Origin of the sequence: Cupriavidus sp. WGlv3 (genome assembly GCF_023952475.1) — a bacterium.
GTDB lineage: Bacteria > Pseudomonadota > Gammaproteobacteria > Burkholderiales > Burkholderiaceae > Cupriavidus > Cupriavidus phytorum.
In genome coordinates this window covers 142,510-159,062 of record NZ_JALHRX010000014.1, presented here as the reverse complement: position 1 = coordinate 159,062, position 16,553 = coordinate 142,510, and the positions used below count along the sequence as shown (strand labels likewise).

15 protein-coding genes are annotated in these 16,553 nt (G+C 66.6%); 3 read left to right on the top strand and 12 right to left on the bottom strand.

The features are described 5' to 3' along the window. Together MKD38_RS22005 and MKD38_RS22000 are read left to right on the top strand one after the other, a co-directional pair. On the top strand, positions 1-109 hold a 109-nt coding region (locus MKD38_RS22005), incomplete at its 5' end, for an NAD(P)(+) transhydrogenase (Re/Si-specific) subunit beta (protein ID WP_252680027.1). A 244-nt stretch (positions 110-353) separates the two neighbouring features. Next, the gene (locus MKD38_RS22000; RefSeq protein ID WP_252680017.1) at positions 354-1,400 is read left to right on the top strand and encodes a response regulator; all 1,047 of its coding nucleotides are present in this window, start codon (positions 354-356) and stop codon (positions 1,398-1,400) included. Positions 1,401-1,427: 27 nt separating this feature from the next. Here the strand turns inward: MKD38_RS22000 and MKD38_RS21995 are convergent, their stop codons facing one another. From MKD38_RS21995 to MKD38_RS21955, 9 genes are all read right to left on the bottom strand, one after another. Further along, on the bottom strand, positions 1,428-2,681 hold the full coding sequence (locus MKD38_RS21995; protein ID WP_252680015.1) for a THUMP domain-containing class I SAM-dependent RNA methyltransferase: 1,254 nt from the start codon (positions 2,679-2,681) through the stop codon (positions 1,428-1,430). A 63-nt stretch (positions 2,682-2,744) separates the two neighbouring features. Further along, positions 2,745-3,350 carry a 2-hydroxychromene-2-carboxylate isomerase gene (locus tag MKD38_RS21990; RefSeq protein WP_252680013.1) on the bottom strand — a complete coding sequence of 202 codons (606 nt, stop codon included), beginning with the start codon at positions 3,348-3,350 and terminating at the stop codon, positions 2,745-2,747. A gap of 46 nt (positions 3,351-3,396) precedes the next feature. Further along, positions 3,397-3,819: a CopD family protein gene (locus tag MKD38_RS21985; RefSeq protein WP_252680011.1), complete on the bottom strand. Its 423-nt coding sequence runs from the start codon at positions 3,817-3,819 to the stop codon at positions 3,397-3,399. 53 nt (positions 3,820-3,872) lie between these two features. Then, positions 3,873-5,153 carry a glutamate-5-semialdehyde dehydrogenase gene (locus tag MKD38_RS21980; protein WP_252680009.1) on the bottom strand — a complete coding sequence of 427 codons (1,281 nt, stop codon included), beginning with the start codon at positions 5,151-5,153 and terminating at the stop codon, positions 3,873-3,875. A gap of 88 nt (positions 5,154-5,241) precedes the next feature. Continuing rightward, positions 5,242-6,300 (bottom strand): DNA polymerase III subunit delta, encoded by a 1,059-nt coding sequence (gene holA / locus MKD38_RS21975; RefSeq protein WP_252680007.1) that lies wholly within the window; start codon positions 6,298-6,300, stop codon positions 5,242-5,244. Between the two features lie 18 nt (positions 6,301-6,318). Then, positions 6,319-6,834, bottom strand: coding sequence for an LPS-assembly lipoprotein LptE (locus MKD38_RS21970; RefSeq protein WP_252680005.1), 516 nt, complete (start codon positions 6,832-6,834; stop codon positions 6,319-6,321). A 44-nt stretch (positions 6,835-6,878) separates the two neighbouring features. Then, on the bottom strand, positions 6,879-9,500 hold the full coding sequence (gene leuS / locus MKD38_RS21965; protein ID WP_252680003.1) for a leucine--tRNA ligase: 2,622 nt from the start codon (positions 9,498-9,500) through the stop codon (positions 6,879-6,881). A 169-nt stretch (positions 9,501-9,669) separates the two neighbouring features. Beyond that, the gene (gene dapB / locus MKD38_RS21960; protein ID WP_252680001.1) at positions 9,670-10,467 is read right to left on the bottom strand and encodes a 4-hydroxy-tetrahydrodipicolinate reductase; all 798 of its coding nucleotides are present in this window, start codon (positions 10,465-10,467) and stop codon (positions 9,670-9,672) included. Positions 10,468-10,575: 108 nt separating this feature from the next. Continuing rightward, entirely contained in the window at positions 10,576-11,223 is a 648-nt protein-coding gene (locus MKD38_RS21955) for an outer membrane protein assembly factor BamE (protein WP_252679999.1), read from the bottom strand. Positions 11,224-11,469: 246 nt separating this feature from the next. Here MKD38_RS21955 and fur point away from each other — a divergent pair, with 246 nt between their 5' ends. Then, complete coding sequence (gene fur / locus MKD38_RS21950) at positions 11,470-11,901, top strand: ferric iron uptake transcriptional regulator (protein ID WP_012353845.1); 432 nt, start codon at positions 11,470-11,472, stop codon at positions 11,899-11,901. Between the two features lie 90 nt (positions 11,902-11,991). Here fur and MKD38_RS21945 read toward each other — a convergent pair whose 3' ends face one another. The 3 genes from MKD38_RS21945 to tkt form a co-directional block, all read right to left on the bottom strand. Then, positions 11,992-12,987, bottom strand: a complete 996-nt coding sequence (locus MKD38_RS21945; RefSeq protein ID WP_252679997.1) for a LysR family transcriptional regulator — start codon at positions 12,985-12,987, stop codon at positions 11,992-11,994. Between the two features lie 372 nt (positions 12,988-13,359). Beyond that, a complete protein-coding gene (gap, locus tag MKD38_RS21940; RefSeq protein ID WP_171515901.1) occupies positions 13,360-14,358 on the bottom strand; it encodes a type I glyceraldehyde-3-phosphate dehydrogenase in 999 nt (332 codons plus the stop codon). 84 nt (positions 14,359-14,442) lie between these two features. Then, positions 14,443-16,476: a transketolase gene (gene tkt / locus MKD38_RS21935; RefSeq protein WP_252679995.1), complete on the bottom strand. Its 2,034-nt coding sequence runs from the start codon at positions 16,474-16,476 to the stop codon at positions 14,443-14,445. Positions 16,477-16,553: the final 77 nt, after the last annotated feature.

Genomic DNA, 16,553 nt, shown 5'->3' with positions numbered 1-16,553 from the left:
CGCCGGCTACGCTGGCCTGGACAACGAGCTGTTCTACATGGACAAGACCATGATGGTGTTCGGCGACGCCAAGAAGGTGGTCGAGGACATGTTCAAGGCGGTCGACTAAGGCCGCGTCGCCGGTCCGGCCCGCGCCCCCGCGGCGCGGGCTTTCGTGATTCCGGCGCGGTTCACCGCCCTGGCCCGCCGGCCCTGCAGGAACAAGGGCCGGCCCCCGTTCCGGCCCTGCCGCAGGCGGCCCCGGCCGCAAGGCGTGCCTTGCAAGGCAGCCGTGGCGCGCTATACTGGCCTGCGAATACGCACGCTGGCTTGCCACTTGCGCCACGCCTGTGCCAACTCCTGCCCGCCGCTCCATGACCTTCAATCCGCACGACAGGAATCTGTCGGTCTTCCATCACCCGGTCCTGACTGTCCTTGTGGATGACAGCAAGTCCTTCATCGACAGCCTGGCGTTTCAGATGGATGCCGCGCGCGGGGTGATCACCTTCACCGATCCGCGCGAGGCGCTGCAGTGGATCCGCGAAGCCTACGCCACCCGCTTCCCGGGCTTCCTGCCGGTGCGCGTGACCCACGACGACCTGACCTTCCTGACCGAGCGCCGCACGGTCCAGCTCGACATCGACCGCATCTACCGCCAGATCCACGACGTCAACCGCTTCCTGCAGCCCGGCGTGGTGGTGGTCGACTATTCGATGCCACAGATGGACGGCCTGGAATTCTGCCAGGCGCTGCAGGATCTGCCGTGCAAGACCATCCTGCTGACCGGCACCGCCGACGAGAGCATCGCCGTGCAGGGCTTCAACCACGGGCTGATCGACCGCTATGTGAAAAAGCACGACAGCAATATGGTGGAGCGGCTCGACCAGGAAATCGAAGCGATGCAGCAGGCGTACTTCGCCACGCTGTCGCGCACGCTGCGCGAGCTGCTGACGCGGCATTCGTTCTCGTTCCTGTCCGATCCGGCCATGACCGAGCGCGTGCGCCAGCTGACTGCGCGCTACGGCTTTGTCGAGTACTACCTGTACCCCAATCCCGCCGGCATCCTGCTGCTGACCGCACAGGGCCACGCCACCCTGATGGTGATCGAAACCCGCGCCGGGCTGATGACGCAGGTGGAATCGGCCGAGGCCTACGATGCCCCCGCCGCGCTGATCGAAGGCCTGCGCGAAGGCCGGCTGGTGCCGTTCTTCTGGCCCGGCAACGGCATGTACACGCCGGCCTGCGTCGATTGGGAACAATACTGCCTGCCGGCCGAGCGCTGCGAAGGCAGGGAAGAATTCTTCTACGCGCTGTTCGACCTGCCGCGCCACCTGCTGCAGGAGCCGGTGGTCAGCCTGCAGGGCTTCCTGGCCGACTTCAGCCGCAATCCGGATGCGCTGACGGGGCGCAAGCGCCCCTGACGTCACAACGCCGGCGCGTGGCCGGGGTCAGTCCGCCTGCGGCGCCCGGTTGGCGCCGCGCACCATGTCGAAACGGAACAGCCGGCACTCGATATTGCCGTTGTAGAGCGGCGTGCGGCGCGATTCCTTCAGCCGCAGCCGGCGCGGGAAGCCCAGGTCGCCGGTGAACACCCACGCCTGCCAGCCCGCGAAATGCTGCTTCAGGGTGGTGGCAAAGGCGCTGGCGAACTGGTTGGCGGCGGCCTCTTCGACCTCGTCGCGCGGCTGTTCGTCTTCCGGCGCGCGGCGCTGCCCGCGCACCGCAATGCGCTCCCCGTACGGCGGATTCATCAGCAGCAGGCCCGGCTCCTCAAACGGCGGCTGCACGAAGCGCGCGTCCACCTGCTTGGTGCGCGCCTCGCCCGGCAGGCCGGCGCGTTCCCAGTTGGCGCGCGTGATCGCCAGCATGTCGGTGGAGATGTCCGAACCGACCACCTGCAGTTCATCGGCCGAGGCCAGCATGCGCGCGCGCTGCGCGTCCGCCTTCAGCTTCTGCCAGGCCTTGGTGTCCATGCCCTTGAGCCATTCGAAGGCAAAGCTGCGGCTGCCGCCCGGCGCGATGCCCAGCGCCACCTGCGCGGCCTCGACCAGGAAGGTGCCGCTGCCGCACATCGGGTCGTAGAAGGGCCGGAAGGTCTGGCCCGGCACCCAGCCCGCCAGGCGCAGGATGCCGGCGGCCAGGTTTTCCTTCAGCGGCGCCTCGCCCTTCTCGGTGCGCCAGCCGCGCTTGAACAGCGGCTCGCCGCTGGTGTCGAGATACAGCGTGCAGTCGCGCTCGGTCAGGTGGGCATAGATGCGCACATCCGGGCTCACGGTGTCGACGCTCGGCCGGGCGCCCAGCCGCTCGCGCATGGCATCGCAGACGCCGTCCTTGACCCGCAGCGCGGTGAAATTGAGGCTGCGCAGCGGCGACTTGTGCGACGTAATATCCACGCGCAGCGACTCGTCGGGCGAGAACCACTGCTCCCAGCGCACGCCGCGCGCCAGCGTGTAGATGTCGTCCTCATGCCGGTAGCCGCGCGCGGCCACGCGCAGCAGCACCCGGCTGGCAATGCGCGAATGCAGGTTGACCGCATAGGCGGCGGCCATCTCGCCCGAGAAGTTGACGCCGCCCGGCACTTCCTGGTGCACCGCGAACGGCGCCAGCGCGGCCATGCCCGGCATCGCGGCGATCTCGCGCAGCTCTTCGGCGAGCGCGCTCTCCAGGCCGCGCGGGCAAGGGGCAAAGAAGGCTTGGGTCATGAGAGGGATTCCTGCAAACAAAAACGTCCGCCGTGGCGGACGGGGAAGTATCGGTAGCTTAGGTCAAGCCGCGGCCAGTGCGCGGTCGAGAAAGTCGAGGCGGTCCTGGCCCCAGAACGGCTCGCCGTCGAACACGTACCACGGCGCGCCGAACACGCCGGCCGAGATCGCATCCTGCGTGTTCTGCGCATAGGCGGCCTGCACCGACTGGGCCTCGCTGGCCTTGAGCAGGCCGGCGCCATCCAGGCCGGCCTCGTCGGCGATCTGCGCCAGCGTGGCGGCATCGGCGATATTGCGCTGCTGCGCCCACACCGCCGCGCCGATCGCGCCGGTCAGTGCCATCGCGCGCGCGGTGCCGTGCGCCAGTTGCGCGGCAATGATCAGCTTGCTGGCGGCGTCGCCCGACACCGGGAAAAACGTCGGCTCGACGTTCAGCGGGATGTTCAGGAACGCGCTCCAGCGCCTTAGCTCGACCAGCCGGTAGGCTTGCCGCTGAGGCGGGCGCTGCGCCAGCGGCAGCCCGCCGGAGACCGAGAACACTTTGCCGAGGTCGCACGGTTTCAGGTTTACTTGCGCGCCGTGGCGCGCGGCGATGTCGCTGAAACGGGCATGGCCCATGTAGACGTACGGCGATTGCGGCGTCAGGTAATAATCAACCAGCTTGCTCATCTTGGTTTCCGCAACGGAACAGGCAGCAATGTAAAAGAGGCCAGCCTCAGAACGGCTTGACCACGACCAGGATCACCACCGCCAGCAGCACCAGCACCGGCAGCTCGTTGAACCAGCGATAGAACTTGTGCGAGCGCTCGTTGCGCCCCGCCTCGAACTTGCGCAACAGCACGCCGCAGCCATGGTGGTAGCCGATCAGCACCAGCACCAGCGCCAGCTTGGCATGCATCCACCCCTGCCCTGCGCCGCGGCCGATGCCGTAGCCCAGGTACAGCCACAGCCCGAATACCACCGCCGGCACCGCCAGCATGGTCATGAAGCGGAACAGCTTGCGCGCCATCAGCAGCAGGCGCTGCGTGCTGGCGGCCTCGGTTTCCATCGCCAGGTTGACGAAGATGCGCGGCAGGTAAAACAGGCCGGCAAACCACGAAACGACGAAGACGATATGCAGCGCTTTGACCCAGAGCATCGGCGGACAGAGGTTGGCTTGCGGTGGTTATTGTTGTTGGCGGGCCGCCAGCATCAGGTCCGGATCTCGCCGTGCCCGAACACCACATATTTGAGCGAGGTCAGCCCTTCCAGCCCGACCGGCCCGCGCGCATGCAGCTTGTCGTTGGAGATGCCGATCTCCGCGCCCAGGCCGTACTCGAAGCCATCGGCGAAGCGGGTCGAGGCATTGATCATCACGCTGGCCGAATCGACCTCGCGGATAAAGCGCATGCCCGCCGAGTAGTTCTCGGTGATGATCGAGTCGGTATGGTGCGAGCCGTATTCGTTGATATGCGCGATGGCTTCATCGAGGCCGGCGACGGTCTTGATGGCCAGGATCGGGGCCAGGTATTCCAGGCGCCAGTCTTCCTCGGTGGCATCGACCAGGCCGCCGCAGCCCGCCGCTTCCAGCGTGGCGCGGGTGGCCGGGCACACGCGCAGCTCGACGCCCTTGTGCTGGTAGATGCGGCACAGCGGCGGCAGCGCGGCGGCGGCGATGTCCCGCGACACCAGCAGGGTCTCCATGGTGTTGCACGGCGCGTAGCGCTGGGTCTTGGCGTTGTCGCAGACGCGCACGGCCTTGTCCAGGTCGGCCTCGGCATCGATATAGACGTGGCAGATGCCGTCCAGGTGCTTGATCATCGGCACCCGCGCCTCTTCCATCAGCCGCGCGATCAGGCTCTTGCCGCCGCGCGGCACGATCACGTCGACATATTCGGTCATGGTGATCAGCCGGCCGACCGCGGCGCGGTCGGTGGTCTCGATCACCTGCACCGCCTCGGACGGCAGGCCGGCCGCGGACAGGCCCTCGGCCACCAGCGCGGCCAGCGCGGTGTTGGATTCGATTGCCTCGGATCCGCCGCGCAGGATAGTGGCGTTGCCCGACTTCAGGCATAGCGCGGCGGCGTCGATGGTCACGTTGGGGCGCGACTCGTAGATGATGCCGATCACGCCCAGCGGCACGCGCATCTGCCCGACCTGGATGCCGGTCGGGCGGAACTTCATGTTCGAGATCTCGCCGATCGAGTCGGCCAGCGCGGCGATCTGCTCCAGGCCCGCGGCCATGGTGTCGATGGCCTTGTCCGACAGCGTCAGGCGGTCGACGAAGGCGGCGTCCTGGCCGTTGGCGCGGGCGCGCTCGACATCGCGCGCGTTGACGGCCTTGAGCTTGTCGGCATCGCGGCGGATCGCCGCGGCAATGGTCAGCAGCGCACGGTTCTTGTCGGCGGTGGAGGCACGCGCCATCGCGCGCGACGCGGCGCGGGCCTGGCGGCCGACGCGGTCCATGTATTGGTTGAGGTCGAACTCGGTCATGTCAGTGGCCAGGGGAAAGGCCGTCAGTGTGTGTTCCTCCTCTCGCCCGCGCGCGGGAGAGGGGAGCAAATCTTCCGGGAGCAAACGCTCAGCGCGCAATCATCAGCGCCAGCTGCTGCAAGCCGTCCCAGGGCTCGGCCGGCAGCGGCGCGGCGCCTGCCGGCGGCAAATCCTGCAGGCCCTTGACCTGGCGGTCCAGCCGTGCGGCCAGCGCCAGGGCCGCTTCCAGCCGTGGCTGCGACAGGCGCTGCGCGGCCTGCGGCACCAGCCGCTCGCGCGGGCCCCAGACGCGCAGTTCGCGCATCAGCACGCCCGCCGGCTTGCCGGCCGCCAGCCCTTGCCGGACCTTGGATAATACGCGAATTTCCTCGGTCAGCGCCCACAGCACCAGCACCGTGGCCTCGCCCTCGCCGCGCAGCCCTTCGAGCATGCGCACCAGCCGCGGCACGTCGCCCGAGAGCATCGATTCCGACAGCTTGAAGACATCGTAGCGGGCCACGTTCAGCACCGCATCGTGGACCTGGTCGAAGCTCAGTTCGCCGGGTGCATACAGCAGGCCCAGCTTCTGGATTTCCTGGTGCGCCGCCAGCAGGTTGCCCTCGACCTTGTCGGCAATGAACTGCAATGCGCGCCGTCCGGGCTCCCCACCCTGCACGCGCTGCTGCTGCAGCGCCAGCCGCTCGCCGACCCACGCCGGCAAGCGGGTGCGGTCCACGGTGTCGACCTTGATCGACACGCCGGCGCCTTCCAGCGCCTGGAACCAGGCCGACTTCGACGCGGCAAAGTCCAGCCGCGGCAGCGTCACCAGCATCACCACGTCGGGCGACGGCTGCGCGGCCACGGCGCGCAGCGCCTCGCCGCCGTCCTTGCCGGGCTTGCCCGAGGGAATGCGCAGTTCGACGATCTTGCGGTCGCCGAACAGCGACATCGACTGCTGCGCCTCGACCAGCCGGCCCCACTGGAAGCCGCGCTCGGCCACCAGCACCTCGCGTTCGGAGAAGCCGGCCTCGCGCGCCGCCGCGCGCAGGCGGTCGACCGCTTCCAGCACCAGCAGGTGTTCATCGCCGTGCACCACATACAGCGGCGCCAGCCCCTTGGCCTTGGCCTGGCGCAGGTGCGCGTCGAGCCCGTCGAGCTTGAGCTGCATGCCGTCAGCCGTGCCCGCTCAGATCGCCTTGACGGCGGCCAGCCGGCGCATCAGCTGCTGCACGATATCGCGCTGCATGTCGCGGTACAGCTGCTGCTCTTCGTAGTCCTTGGCCAGCGTATTGGCTTCGTTGTAGGTCAGGTCGCGCGTCAGCACCAGCTGCGACGGCGCGATCAGTTCCTTGCCGGCGGGGTCGCGCAGGCGGAAGGTGAAGCGCTGGGTCAGGCGGTATTCGCGCACCACGCCCTCGGTCGTGATCGACAGGATGGACTTGGTGCGGGTGTCCTGCAGCACGTCCAGCAGCGCGTCCGCCTCTTTCTGGTCGGCCACCACCTGGGTGTCCGAGCCGCCGCGGATAGCGCGGCGCAGGTCCGCGCCCATCAGCGAGTTGGGCGGGATGCCGATATACAGCCGCTTGAAGGCGAAGTCCGAGTTGCCGCGCAGATGGAAGCCGCAGCCGGCCAGCAGGCCCGTGGCCGGCACTACCAGCAGGGCCGCAAGCAGCTTGCGGCGTCCCAGGTTCAGTCGCTTCATGGTTGGCGATTCCTTTGTCAGGTTCCGGCGGGCGGACGGCGCTGTCAAAGCACCACGTTGACCAGGCGGCCAGGCACCACCACGATCTTCTTGGGCGCCTTGCCTTCGGCAAACTTGGCCACGGTGTCGCTGGCGGCGGCGGTGGCCTCGATCGCGGCACGGTCGGCGTCGGCGGGCACGGTGATGCTGCCGCGCACCTTGCCGTTGACCTGCAGCACCAGTTCGATCTCGCTGCGCACCAGCGCGGCTTCATCGACCTGCGGCCACGGGGCGTCGAGCAGGTCGCCGGCCTCGGCGGCATAGCCCAGCTGCTCCCACAGGCCGTGGGTGATGTGCGGCACTACCGGGTACAGCACGCGCAGCAGGATGCCGAAGCCCTCGCGGCGCGCCGCCGGCGACGCGGTCTTGGCGTCGTCCAGCGCGTTCAGCATCTTCATGGTGGCGGACACCACGGTGTTGTACTGGATGCGCTGGTAGTCGTAGTTGGCCTGCTTGAGCACGCCGTGGATCTCGCGGCGCAGCTCGGCATCGTCCGCGCCCGGCGCGCCGGCGGCGCCGTCGCGGATCGCGGCGGCGTTGGCATAGCCATAGTTCCACACGCGGCGCAGGAAGCGCGACGCGCCCTCCACGCCCGAACCGCTCCACTCGAGCTGCTGCTCGGGCGGCGCGGCGAACATCACGAACAGGCGCGCGGTGTCGGCGCCGTACTGGTCGATCAGCGCCTGCGGGTCGATGCCGTTGTTCTTGGACTTCGACATCTTCTCGATGCCGCCGATCACCACCGGCTGGCCGTCGGCCTTCAGCGTGGCGCCCACCGGGCGACCGCGCTCGTCGGTCTGCAGGTCGACCTCGGCCGGGTTGTACCAGTGCTTCTTGCCCGACGCGTCTTCGCGGTAGTAGGTCTCGTTGAGCACCATGCCCTGCGTCAGCAGGTTGGTGAACGGCTCGTCGAACTTGACCAGGCCCAGGTCGCGCATCACCTTGGTCCAGAAGCGCGCGTACAGCAGGTGCAGGATCGCGTGCTCGATGCCGCCGATGTACTGGTCCATCGGCATCCAGTAGTCGTTGCGGGCATCGACCATGGTGGCCGCGTCCGGGCAGGTATAGCGCATGTAGTACCAGCACGAATCGATGAAGGTATCCATCGTGTCGGTCTCGCGGCGCGCCGGCTTGCCGCACGACGGGCAGGTGCACTGCAGGAAGCGTGCATCCTTGGCCAGCGGGTTGCCGGTGCCGTCCGGCACCAGGTCTTCGGGCAACACCACGGGGAGGTCCTGCTCGGGCACCGGCACCACGCCGCAGCTGTCGCAGTGGATCAGCGGGATCGGCGTGCCCCAGTAGCGCTGGCGCGAGATGCCCCAGTCGCGCAGGCGCCAGGTGGTCTTCTTCTCGCCCAGGCCCATCGCGCCCAGGTCGGCGGCAATGGCTTCCACCGCGGCCTGGTAGCCGAGGCCGTCGTACTTGCCGCTGTGGATGCAGGTGCCGTTTTCCTTGTCGGCGTACCACTCCTGCCAGGCTTCGGTCGAGTACGGCTGGCGCTTCACGTCGATCACCTGCCTGATCGGCAGGCCGTACTTGTTGGCAAAGGCGAAGTCGCGCTCGTCGTGCGCGGGCACGCCCATCACGGCGCCGTCGCCGTAGCTCATCAGCACGTAGTTGCCGACCCACACGTCGACCTTGTCGCCGGTGAGCGGGTGCACCACCTGCAGGCCGGTCGGCATGCCCTTCTTCTCCATGGTGGCCATGTCGGCTTCCATGACCGAGCCGTGCTTGCATTCGTCGATGAAGGCGGCCAGTTCGGGGTTGTTCAGCGCGGCATGCGTGGCCAGCGGGTGCTCGGCGGCGACCGCGCAGAAGGTCACGCCCATGATGGTGTCGGCGCGCGTGGTGAAGACGTAGAGCTTGCCGTCGTGGATCGGTTTGCCGTCTTCGCCCGGGATGTCATGGGTGAAGGCGAAGCGCACGCCCACGCTCTTGCCGATCCAGTTCTGCTGCATCACCTTGACGCGCTCGGGCCAGCCCAGCTGGTCCAGGTCGCCCAGCAGCTCCTGCGCATAGTCGGTGATGCGCAGGTAGTACATCGGGATCTCGCGCTTTTCGACCACCGCGCCCGAGCGCCAGCCGCGGCCGTCGATGACCTGCTCGTTGGCCAGCACGGTCTGGTCGACCGGATCCCAGTTGACGGTGCCGGTCTTGCGGTAGGCGATGCCCTTCTCCAGCATCTTCAGGAACAGCCACTGGTTCCAGCGGTAATAGTCCGGGCTGCAGGTGGCGACCTCGCGCGACCAGTCGATCGCCAGGCCCATCGACTGCATCTGCTTCTTCATGTAAGCGATGTTGTCGTAGGTCCAGGCGGCCGGCGCCACGCCGTTGTTCAGCGCGGCGTTTTCCGCCGGCATGCCGAACGCGTCCCAGCCCATCGGCATCAGCACGTTGTTGCCGTTCATGCGCAGGTAGCGCGCCATCACATCGTTGATGGTGTAGTTGCGCACGTGGCCCATGTGCAGCTTGCCCGACGGGTACGGCAGCATCGAGCAGGCGTAGAACTTGGGCTTTTCCTTGCCGTCGGGCCCGGCCGCATGCTCCGACACGCGATAGGCGTCGATGGCTTGCCAGTGCTGCTGGGCGGCTTGTTCAACGGCGGAAGGAAGATATTTGTCTTGCATGGTCGGGACAGCGGTCAAGGACAGCGTCTGCGCGGCAACTGGCCTGCCGGCATCCGGGAAGATTCGTTCGAAGGAAAGCGGCGGGCGCCAGTGTGGGCGCCCGCCCGGCGTGCAATGCTAAAGCAATCGATTATAACCGTGGCGGCAGCGCTGGCCGCCCCGGGCGGCCTTACTTCAGGCCCAGCACGTCCTGCATGTCGAACAGCCCGGTCGGCTTGTCGGCCAGGAAACGGGCCGAGCGCACCGCGCCGTCGGCATACGACTGGCGGCTCGAAGACTTGTGGCTGATTTCGATGCGCTCGCCGATGCCGGCGAACATCACGGTGTGGTCGCCGACGATATCGCCGCCGCGGATAGTGGCAAAGCCAATCGAATTGGGATCGCGCTCGCCGGTATGGCCTTCACGGGCGAAGACGCCGCAGGTCTTCAGGTCGCGGCCCAGCGCATCAGCGATCACTTCGCCCATCTTCAGCGCGGTGCCCGAGGGGGCATCGACCTTGAAGCGGTGGTGGGCCTCGATCACCTCGATGTCATAGCCACTCGACAGCAGTTTGGCCGCGACTTCCAGCAGCTTGAAGGTGGCATTGACGCCAACGCTGAAGTTGGCGGCAAAGACAATGCCGATCGATCTGGCGGCCTCGGCCAGCGCGGCCTTGCCGGCCTCGTCGAAGCCCGTGGTGCCGATCACCATCTTGACGCCCAGTTTCTTCGCCGCGGCCAGGTGCGCCAACGTGCCTTCCGGACGGGTGAAGTCGATCAGGCAGTCGGCACCGGCCAGCCCGGCTTCCAGGTCCGCCGTGATCGCCACGCCGGTGTTGCGGCCCAGGAACAGGCCCGCATCCTGGCCGAGCGCCGGCGAGCCCGGCACTTCGAGCGCGCCCGACAGCTTCACGCCCTCGGTGTTCAGCACTTGTTCGATCAGCATGCGGCCCATGCGGCCCGATGCGCCTGCGATGGCGATGTTCATGGTGTCTGGCTCTGCGGAATATGCGCGGTGCGCGAAAGAGGAACGAGCCGGCCATGCCTGGCCGGCCCGGAAAACCGGCAGCGCGCCGCGGCCGGCGCGCGCGATCGATCAGTTGGGGGCGGGCTTGGCCGCGTCGGCCGGCGCGGTGGCCTGGGCCGGAGCCGACGGCTCGGCGGCGGGCTGCGCCGCCTGCACCGGTTGTGCGGACGCGTCGGACGCTTCCGGCTGCTGCGCCTGCCGCGGCACGAAGTTCTCGACCGTGGTCTGCGGCTCGGCCGGGACCGGGGCCGCGGCTGCGCTGGTGGAGATCTTGCCCGGTGTCTGTTCCTTGAGCGCCTTCTTCATGCCGTCGATCTCGGCGATCAGCTCATACTCGGACGGCAGTTCGTCGCCGCCAAACTTGGCCAGGCGGTCGCCGTCGAAGAACACCGTGTAGCGGCGCTGCTGCACCACCGAGGTATTGCCGCGGCGGAACGAAAACACATAATCCCAGCGGTTGGCGTGGAACACGTCGGTCAGCAGCGGCGTGCCCAGCAAGAACTTGACCTGGTCGCGGGTCATGCCCTCGCGCAGCTGCGAAGCGGCTTCGCGCGAGACGAAATTGCCCTGCACGATGTTGATCCGGTACGGCGTGATGGCGTTGGCTACCTTGCGCGAAGTGGAATCGTAGGCCGAGCAGGCGCCGGCCAGCAGGGCCGCGGCCAGCAGGGAGACAACCAGCGTCGGACGCATGGCGGACGAACGGATAGAACGCATGGATCTCGTTTCCGGAGGGAAAGAAAAGTAACGCGGCAGAGAACGGGCTGCGCGGGCATGAAAACGGCGCAAAATGCGCCGATTGCACCACACGAGCGGATGGCATCTGCCGCCGCAACCACATGGGTCGGCAAGCTTGCCTGGCACGCGACGCCAACCTCTGGACATCGTCGGCACGAGCGACTTTTGCTGCCAAAACCCTTATGATTCAACTATCCAGACATTGTACTCTAGGGAGTCACCCACATGCCGAGTCCGGCGGACCTCAAGAATATCGGCCTGAAGGCGACCGTGCCCAGGCTGAAGATTCTTGAAATTTTTCAGACCAGCGAACAGCGTCACCTGAGCGCGGAAGACGTCTACCGCATCCTGCTCAACGAGCATATGGATATCGGCCTGGCCACCGTCTACCGCGTGCTGACCCAGTTCGAGCAGGCCGGCCTGCTGTCGCGCAACAACTTCGAGTCTGGCAAGGCCATCTTCGAGCTCAACGAAGGCAAGCACCACGACCACCTGGTGTGCCTGGATTGCGGCCGGGTCGAGGAATTCTTCGATTCCGAGATCGAGCAGCGCCAGCAAAGCATTGCGCGCGAGCGCGGCTTCACCCTGCAGGAACACGCGTTGTCGCTGTACGGCAACTGCACCAAAACAAACTGTCCCCACAGACCCAAACGATAAGCAACCGCTCGCTCCCTTGCCGGAGCGCAGACGGGCAACAAAAAACCGGCGCCTGGCGCCGGTTTTTTGTTGGTGGCTTGCTGCCGCGGGTCAGCGCGCCTGCAGGTCCTGGAGGTCCTGCTCGCTCACCACCCGGGCCGGGCGTGCCTGCGGCAGGCCGACGAACTCGCCCACCACCTGGCGGAACAGGCCACGCGCCCACACCAGCATCGGGTGGGTGTTGCGGCTGCGGTGCCAGAACATGTTCAGGCCGAGCGTGGTGTTCAGCTCCGCCGGCAGCGGGAAGGCCTTCAGGCCGTAGGTTTCGCAGGCCATGTCCTTGGTCAGCGCATTGACGGTGAAGATCATGTCCGTCTGCGAGGCCAGTTCGGCCTGGGCGCGCCACGAATGCACCGTCAGCGAGGCGTTGCGCTTCAGGCCGCGCTGCTGCAGAGCGTAGTCGAGCGGGATCAGCGAAGGCGCCGGGCGGCCCGAGCCGCCGGAATGCGCCATGAAGATATGACCGCAGTCCAGGTATTGCTCGAGCGTGCAGTGGCCCTTCAGCACCGGATGGTCCTTGCGCGCGCACACCCACAGGTTCAGCGACGTCACCATTTCTTCGACGATTTCCGGATGGCGGGTCGGGAACGGCGAGAATGCCAGGTCGAGCTCATTGGCGCGCATCGACGCCACGTCGGTTTCCCACGAGTGGGACTCGACCAGCTTGATATGCAGGTCCGGCGCCAGCGCCTTGATGCGCAGCACGAAACGGTTGAACACCGTATCGCCCAGTTCCGCGGCAAAGCCGATGTTGAGCGTGCCGGTGGCCGTAGCCGGGTCGAAGTTGTCCGCGTCGCCTTCGTTGATCGACGACCACAGGTCCAGCATGTCGCGGATCTTGGGGCCAAGCTCGAGCGCGCGCGGCGTCGGCGTCAGCCCGTGCGGGACGCGGATAAAGAGTGGATCGTCAAAGATTTCGCGCAGCCTGCCCAGCGAATGCGAGACCGCCGGCGCGGTCATGTGCATCTTCTCAGCCACATAAGTGGCATTACGCTTGCTCAGCAGCTCGGTGAAGATCACTAGAAGCTTTGTGTCTACGTTCACCATGATCAGGCCCCGGTCAGATTTTTCTCAGCTAAGATGGCCCCACCACTTGCACTGGCTGCACATCAGATTTCAACAGCGTCTTAATAGTGTAAGAGGAAAAATCAGGCTCGGAAAGCAAATTCGGCATTTCTGAAACGGCTGCCCATGGCATAACTCCGAAAAATTGCGCGATTTTGTCGCAATTGATCGTAGATGTGTACATTGGCGGCGGCTCAACCAGCACTTCGCCCAGACTTTCCTACACCTTCGGCTTCCACTTTTATCATTCTTTTCTGACGCAACTATTTCAGTCGCGCTGGCAGACCAGCCATCCTGCCTGAAAAAAGAAAAACGCGCCCGGAGGCGCGTTTTCCTGGCCGCGGAAAGCGCGGATTACTTGGCCACCACGCGGGCCATTTCCAGCACCTTGTTCGAGTAGCCCCACTCGTTGTCGTACCAGCTCACGACCTTGATGAAGGTGCCGTCCAGCGCGATGCCGGCTTCGGCGTCGAAGATCGAGGTGCGGGCATCGCCGCGGAAGTCCGTGGCAACGACCTTGTCTTCGGTGTAGCCCAGCACGCCCTTCAGCGCGCCCTGGCTCTGGGCCTTCATCTCGGCGCAGATCTCGTCGTACGACGCCGACTTTTCCAGTTCGACGGTCAGGTCGACCACCGACACGTCGGAGGTCGGCACGCGGAACGACATGCCGGTCAGCTTCTTGTTCAGCTGCGGGATCACGACGCCCACGGCCTTGGCGGCGCCGGTCGACGACGGGATGATGTTTTCCAGGATGCCGCGGCCGCCGCGCCAGTCCTTGTTGGACGGCCCATCAACGGTCTTCTGCGTGGCGGTGGCGGCGTGCACGGTGGTCATCAGGCCGCGCTTGATGCCCCACTTGTCGTTCAGCACCTTGGCCACCGGGGCCAGGCAGTTGGTGGTGCAGCTGGCGTTGGAGATGATGGCCTCGCCCTTGTACGTGTCGTGGTTCACGCCGTACACGAACATCGGGGTGTCGTCCTTGGACGGGGCCGACATGATCACCTTCTTGGCGCCCGCGTCGATGTGCTTCTGCGCGCCTTCCTTGGTCAGGAAGATGCCGGTCGACTCGACCACCACGTCGGCGCCGATCTCGCCCCACTTCAGCTCGGCCGGATCCTTGACCGCGGTCAGGCGGATCTTCTTGCCGTTGACGACCAGGGTATTGCCGTCGACCGACACTTCGCCGTCAAAGCGGCCATGCACCGAGTCGTACTTCAGCATGTACGCCAGGTAGTCGGGCTCGAGCAGGTCGTTGATGCCAACGACTTCGATATCCTTGAAGTTGGCGACGGCGGCGCGGAACACCATGCGCCCGATGCGGCCGAAGCCGTTGATGCCGATCTTGATGGTCATGACTGTCTCTCCTGAGGATCGATTGAAACCGGTGGGCGCCGCGTCTGCCGCGCGGCGCACCGCGCGGCTCCAGCGCCCGGATGCTTAGATAAGGGTGTCCTTCACCGTACGGACCACGTTCTCGACGGTAAAGCCGAAGTGCTTGAACAGCACGCCAGCCGGGGCCGATTCACCGAAGGTGTCGATGCCCACCACCGCCTGGACCTGGTACTTCCACCAGAAGTCCGTCACGCCTGCCTCGACCGCCACGCGCGGCACGCCGGCCGGCAGCACGCTGGCCTTGTAGGCGGTGTCCTGCTTGTCGAACACGGTGGTCGCGGGAACCGACACCACGCGCACGTGCACGCCTTCGGCGGCCAGCGCATCGGCGGCACCGACGGCCAGGCCCACTTCCGAGCCGGTCGCCAGGATCACGGCGTCCGGGCGGCCGGTCCGGGCGTTGACGCTGTCGCGCAGCACGTAGCCGCCGCGCGCGATATTGGCGCGGGTGGCGTCGTCGCGCTGCTGGAACGGCAGGTTCTGGCGGCTGAAGATCAGGCAGCTCGGGCCGTCCTCGCGGCGGATCGCCTCGGCCCAGGCCACGGCGGTCTCGGTGGTGTCGGCGGTACGCCAGACGTCCATGTTGGGGATCAGGCGCAGGCTGGCGACGTGCTCGATCGACTGGTGCGTCGGGCCGTCTTCGCCCAGGCCGATCGAGTCATGGGTGAACACGAACAGCGAGCGGATCTTCATCAGCGCCGCCATGCGCAGCGCATTGCGGCTGTAGTCCGAGAACGTCAGGAAGGTTGCGCCGTAGGGGATGTAGCCCCCATGCAGCGTGATGCCGTTCATGATCGCGCTCATGCCGAATTCGCGCACGCCATAGTTGATGTGGTTGCCCCAGGCATCCACACGCACGGCCTTGCTGCCCGACCAGTTGGTCAGGTTCGAGCCGGTCAGGTCGGCCGAGCCACCGAGGAACTCGGGCAGCACCGGGCCGAAGGCCTCGATGGTGTTCTGGCTGGCCTTGCGGGTGGCGATGGTCTCGGCCCTTTCCTCGCACTTGGCGATGAAGGCTTCCACCGCGGCGTCGAACGCGCCCGGCAGTTCGCCCTTCATGCGGCGGGTGAATTCGCCGGCCTCGTACGGGTGGCGCTCGGCATACGATTCGAACAGCGCGTTCCAGGCACGCTCCAGCGCCTGGCCGTTGGCCTTGGCGTCCCAGGCATCGTAGACCTCGGCCGGCACCTCGAACGGGGCGTGGGCCCAGCCCAGCGCCTCGCGCGTGGCCAGCACTTCGGCGCCGCCCAGCGGCGCGCCGTGCACGTCGTGGCCGCCTTCCTTGTTGGGTGCGCCCTTGCCGATCTTGGTGCGGCAGCAGATCAGGGTGGGCTTGTCGCTGGCCTTGGCCTGCGCGATGGCGTTGTCGACCGCGACCACGTCGTGGCCGTCGATGCCGCGGATCACGTTCCAGCCGTAGGCTTCGAAGCGCTTCGGGGTGTCGTCGTTGAACCAGTGCACCACGTCGCCGTCGATCGAGATGCCGTTGTCATCCCACAGCGCAATCAGCTTATTGAGCTTCAGCGTGCCGGCCAGCGAACAGGCTTCGTGCGAGATGCCTTCCATCAGGCAGCCGTCGCCGAGGAACACATAGGTGTAGTGGTCGACGATGTCGAAGCCGGGGCGGTTGAATTCCTCACCCAGCAGACGCTCGGCCAGCGCCATGCCGACCGCGTTGGTGATGCCCTGGCCGAGCGGGCCGGTGGTGGTTTCCACGCCCGGGGTGATGCCGTATTCCGGATGGCCGGCGGTCTTGCTGTGCAGCTGGCGGAAGTTCTTCAGCTCTTCGACCGGCAGGTCGTAACCGGTCAGGTGCAGCAGCGCGTAGATCAGCATCGAGCCGTGGCCGTTGGACAGCACGAAGCGGTCGCGGTCGGCCCACTGCGGGTTGCTCGGATTGTGCTTGAGATGCCGGCCCCACAGCGCCACGGCGATGTCTGCCATGCCCATCGGCGCACCGGGGTGGCCGGAATTGGCCTGCTGGACGGCGTCCATGGCAAGCACGCGGATGGCGTCGGCCATCAGCTTGGCGGGCTGGGAAGCAAAAGGACTTGTGGCGGGATGGGCAAGGGCGGACATGCGGGCGGATTCGGCGTGAGCCTTGGCGGCAGGAAAACCGCAATTTTAGCAGAAGCTAGGGGGTTTTCCGGACTCCC

Coding starts and splice junctions, on each gene's coding strand:
- MKD38_RS22000 (WP_252680017.1), top strand. CDS start 354: ATGACCTTCAATCCGCACGACAGGAATCTGTCGGTCTTCCATCACCCG.
- MKD38_RS21995 (WP_252680015.1), bottom strand. CDS start 2,681: ATGACCCAAGCCTTCTTTGCCCCTTGCCCGCGCGGCCTGGAGAGCGCG.
- MKD38_RS21990 (WP_252680013.1), bottom strand. CDS start 3,350: ATGAGCAAGCTGGTTGATTATTACCTGACGCCGCAATCGCCGTACGTC.
- MKD38_RS21985 (WP_252680011.1), bottom strand. CDS start 3,819: ATGCTCTGGGTCAAAGCGCTGCATATCGTCTTCGTCGTTTCGTGGTTT.
- MKD38_RS21980 (WP_252680009.1), bottom strand. CDS start 5,153: ATGACCGAGTTCGACCTCAACCAATACATGGACCGCGTCGGCCGCCAG.
- holA (WP_252680007.1), bottom strand. CDS start 6,300: ATGCAGCTCAAGCTCGACGGGCTCGACGCGCACCTGCGCCAGGCCAAG.
- MKD38_RS21970 (WP_252680005.1), bottom strand. CDS start 6,834: ATGAAGCGACTGAACCTGGGACGCCGCAAGCTGCTTGCGGCCCTGCTG.
- leuS (WP_252680003.1), bottom strand. CDS start 9,500: ATGCAAGACAAATATCTTCCTTCCGCCGTTGAACAAGCCGCCCAGCAG.
- dapB (WP_252680001.1), bottom strand. CDS start 10,467: ATGAACATCGCCATCGCAGGCGCATCGGGCCGCATGGGCCGCATGCTG.
- MKD38_RS21955 (WP_252679999.1), bottom strand. CDS start 11,223: ATGCGTTCTATCCGTTCGTCCGCCATGCGTCCGACGCTGGTTGTCTCC.
- fur (WP_012353845.1), top strand. CDS start 11,470: ATGCCGAGTCCGGCGGACCTCAAGAATATCGGCCTGAAGGCGACCGTG.
- MKD38_RS21945 (WP_252679997.1), bottom strand. CDS start 12,987: ATGGTGAACGTAGACACAAAGCTTCTAGTGATCTTCACCGAGCTGCTG.
- gap (WP_171515901.1), bottom strand. CDS start 14,358: ATGACCATCAAGATCGGCATCAACGGCTTCGGCCGCATCGGGCGCATG.
- tkt (WP_252679995.1), bottom strand. CDS start 16,476: ATGTCCGCCCTTGCCCATCCCGCCACAAGTCCTTTTGCTTCCCAGCCC.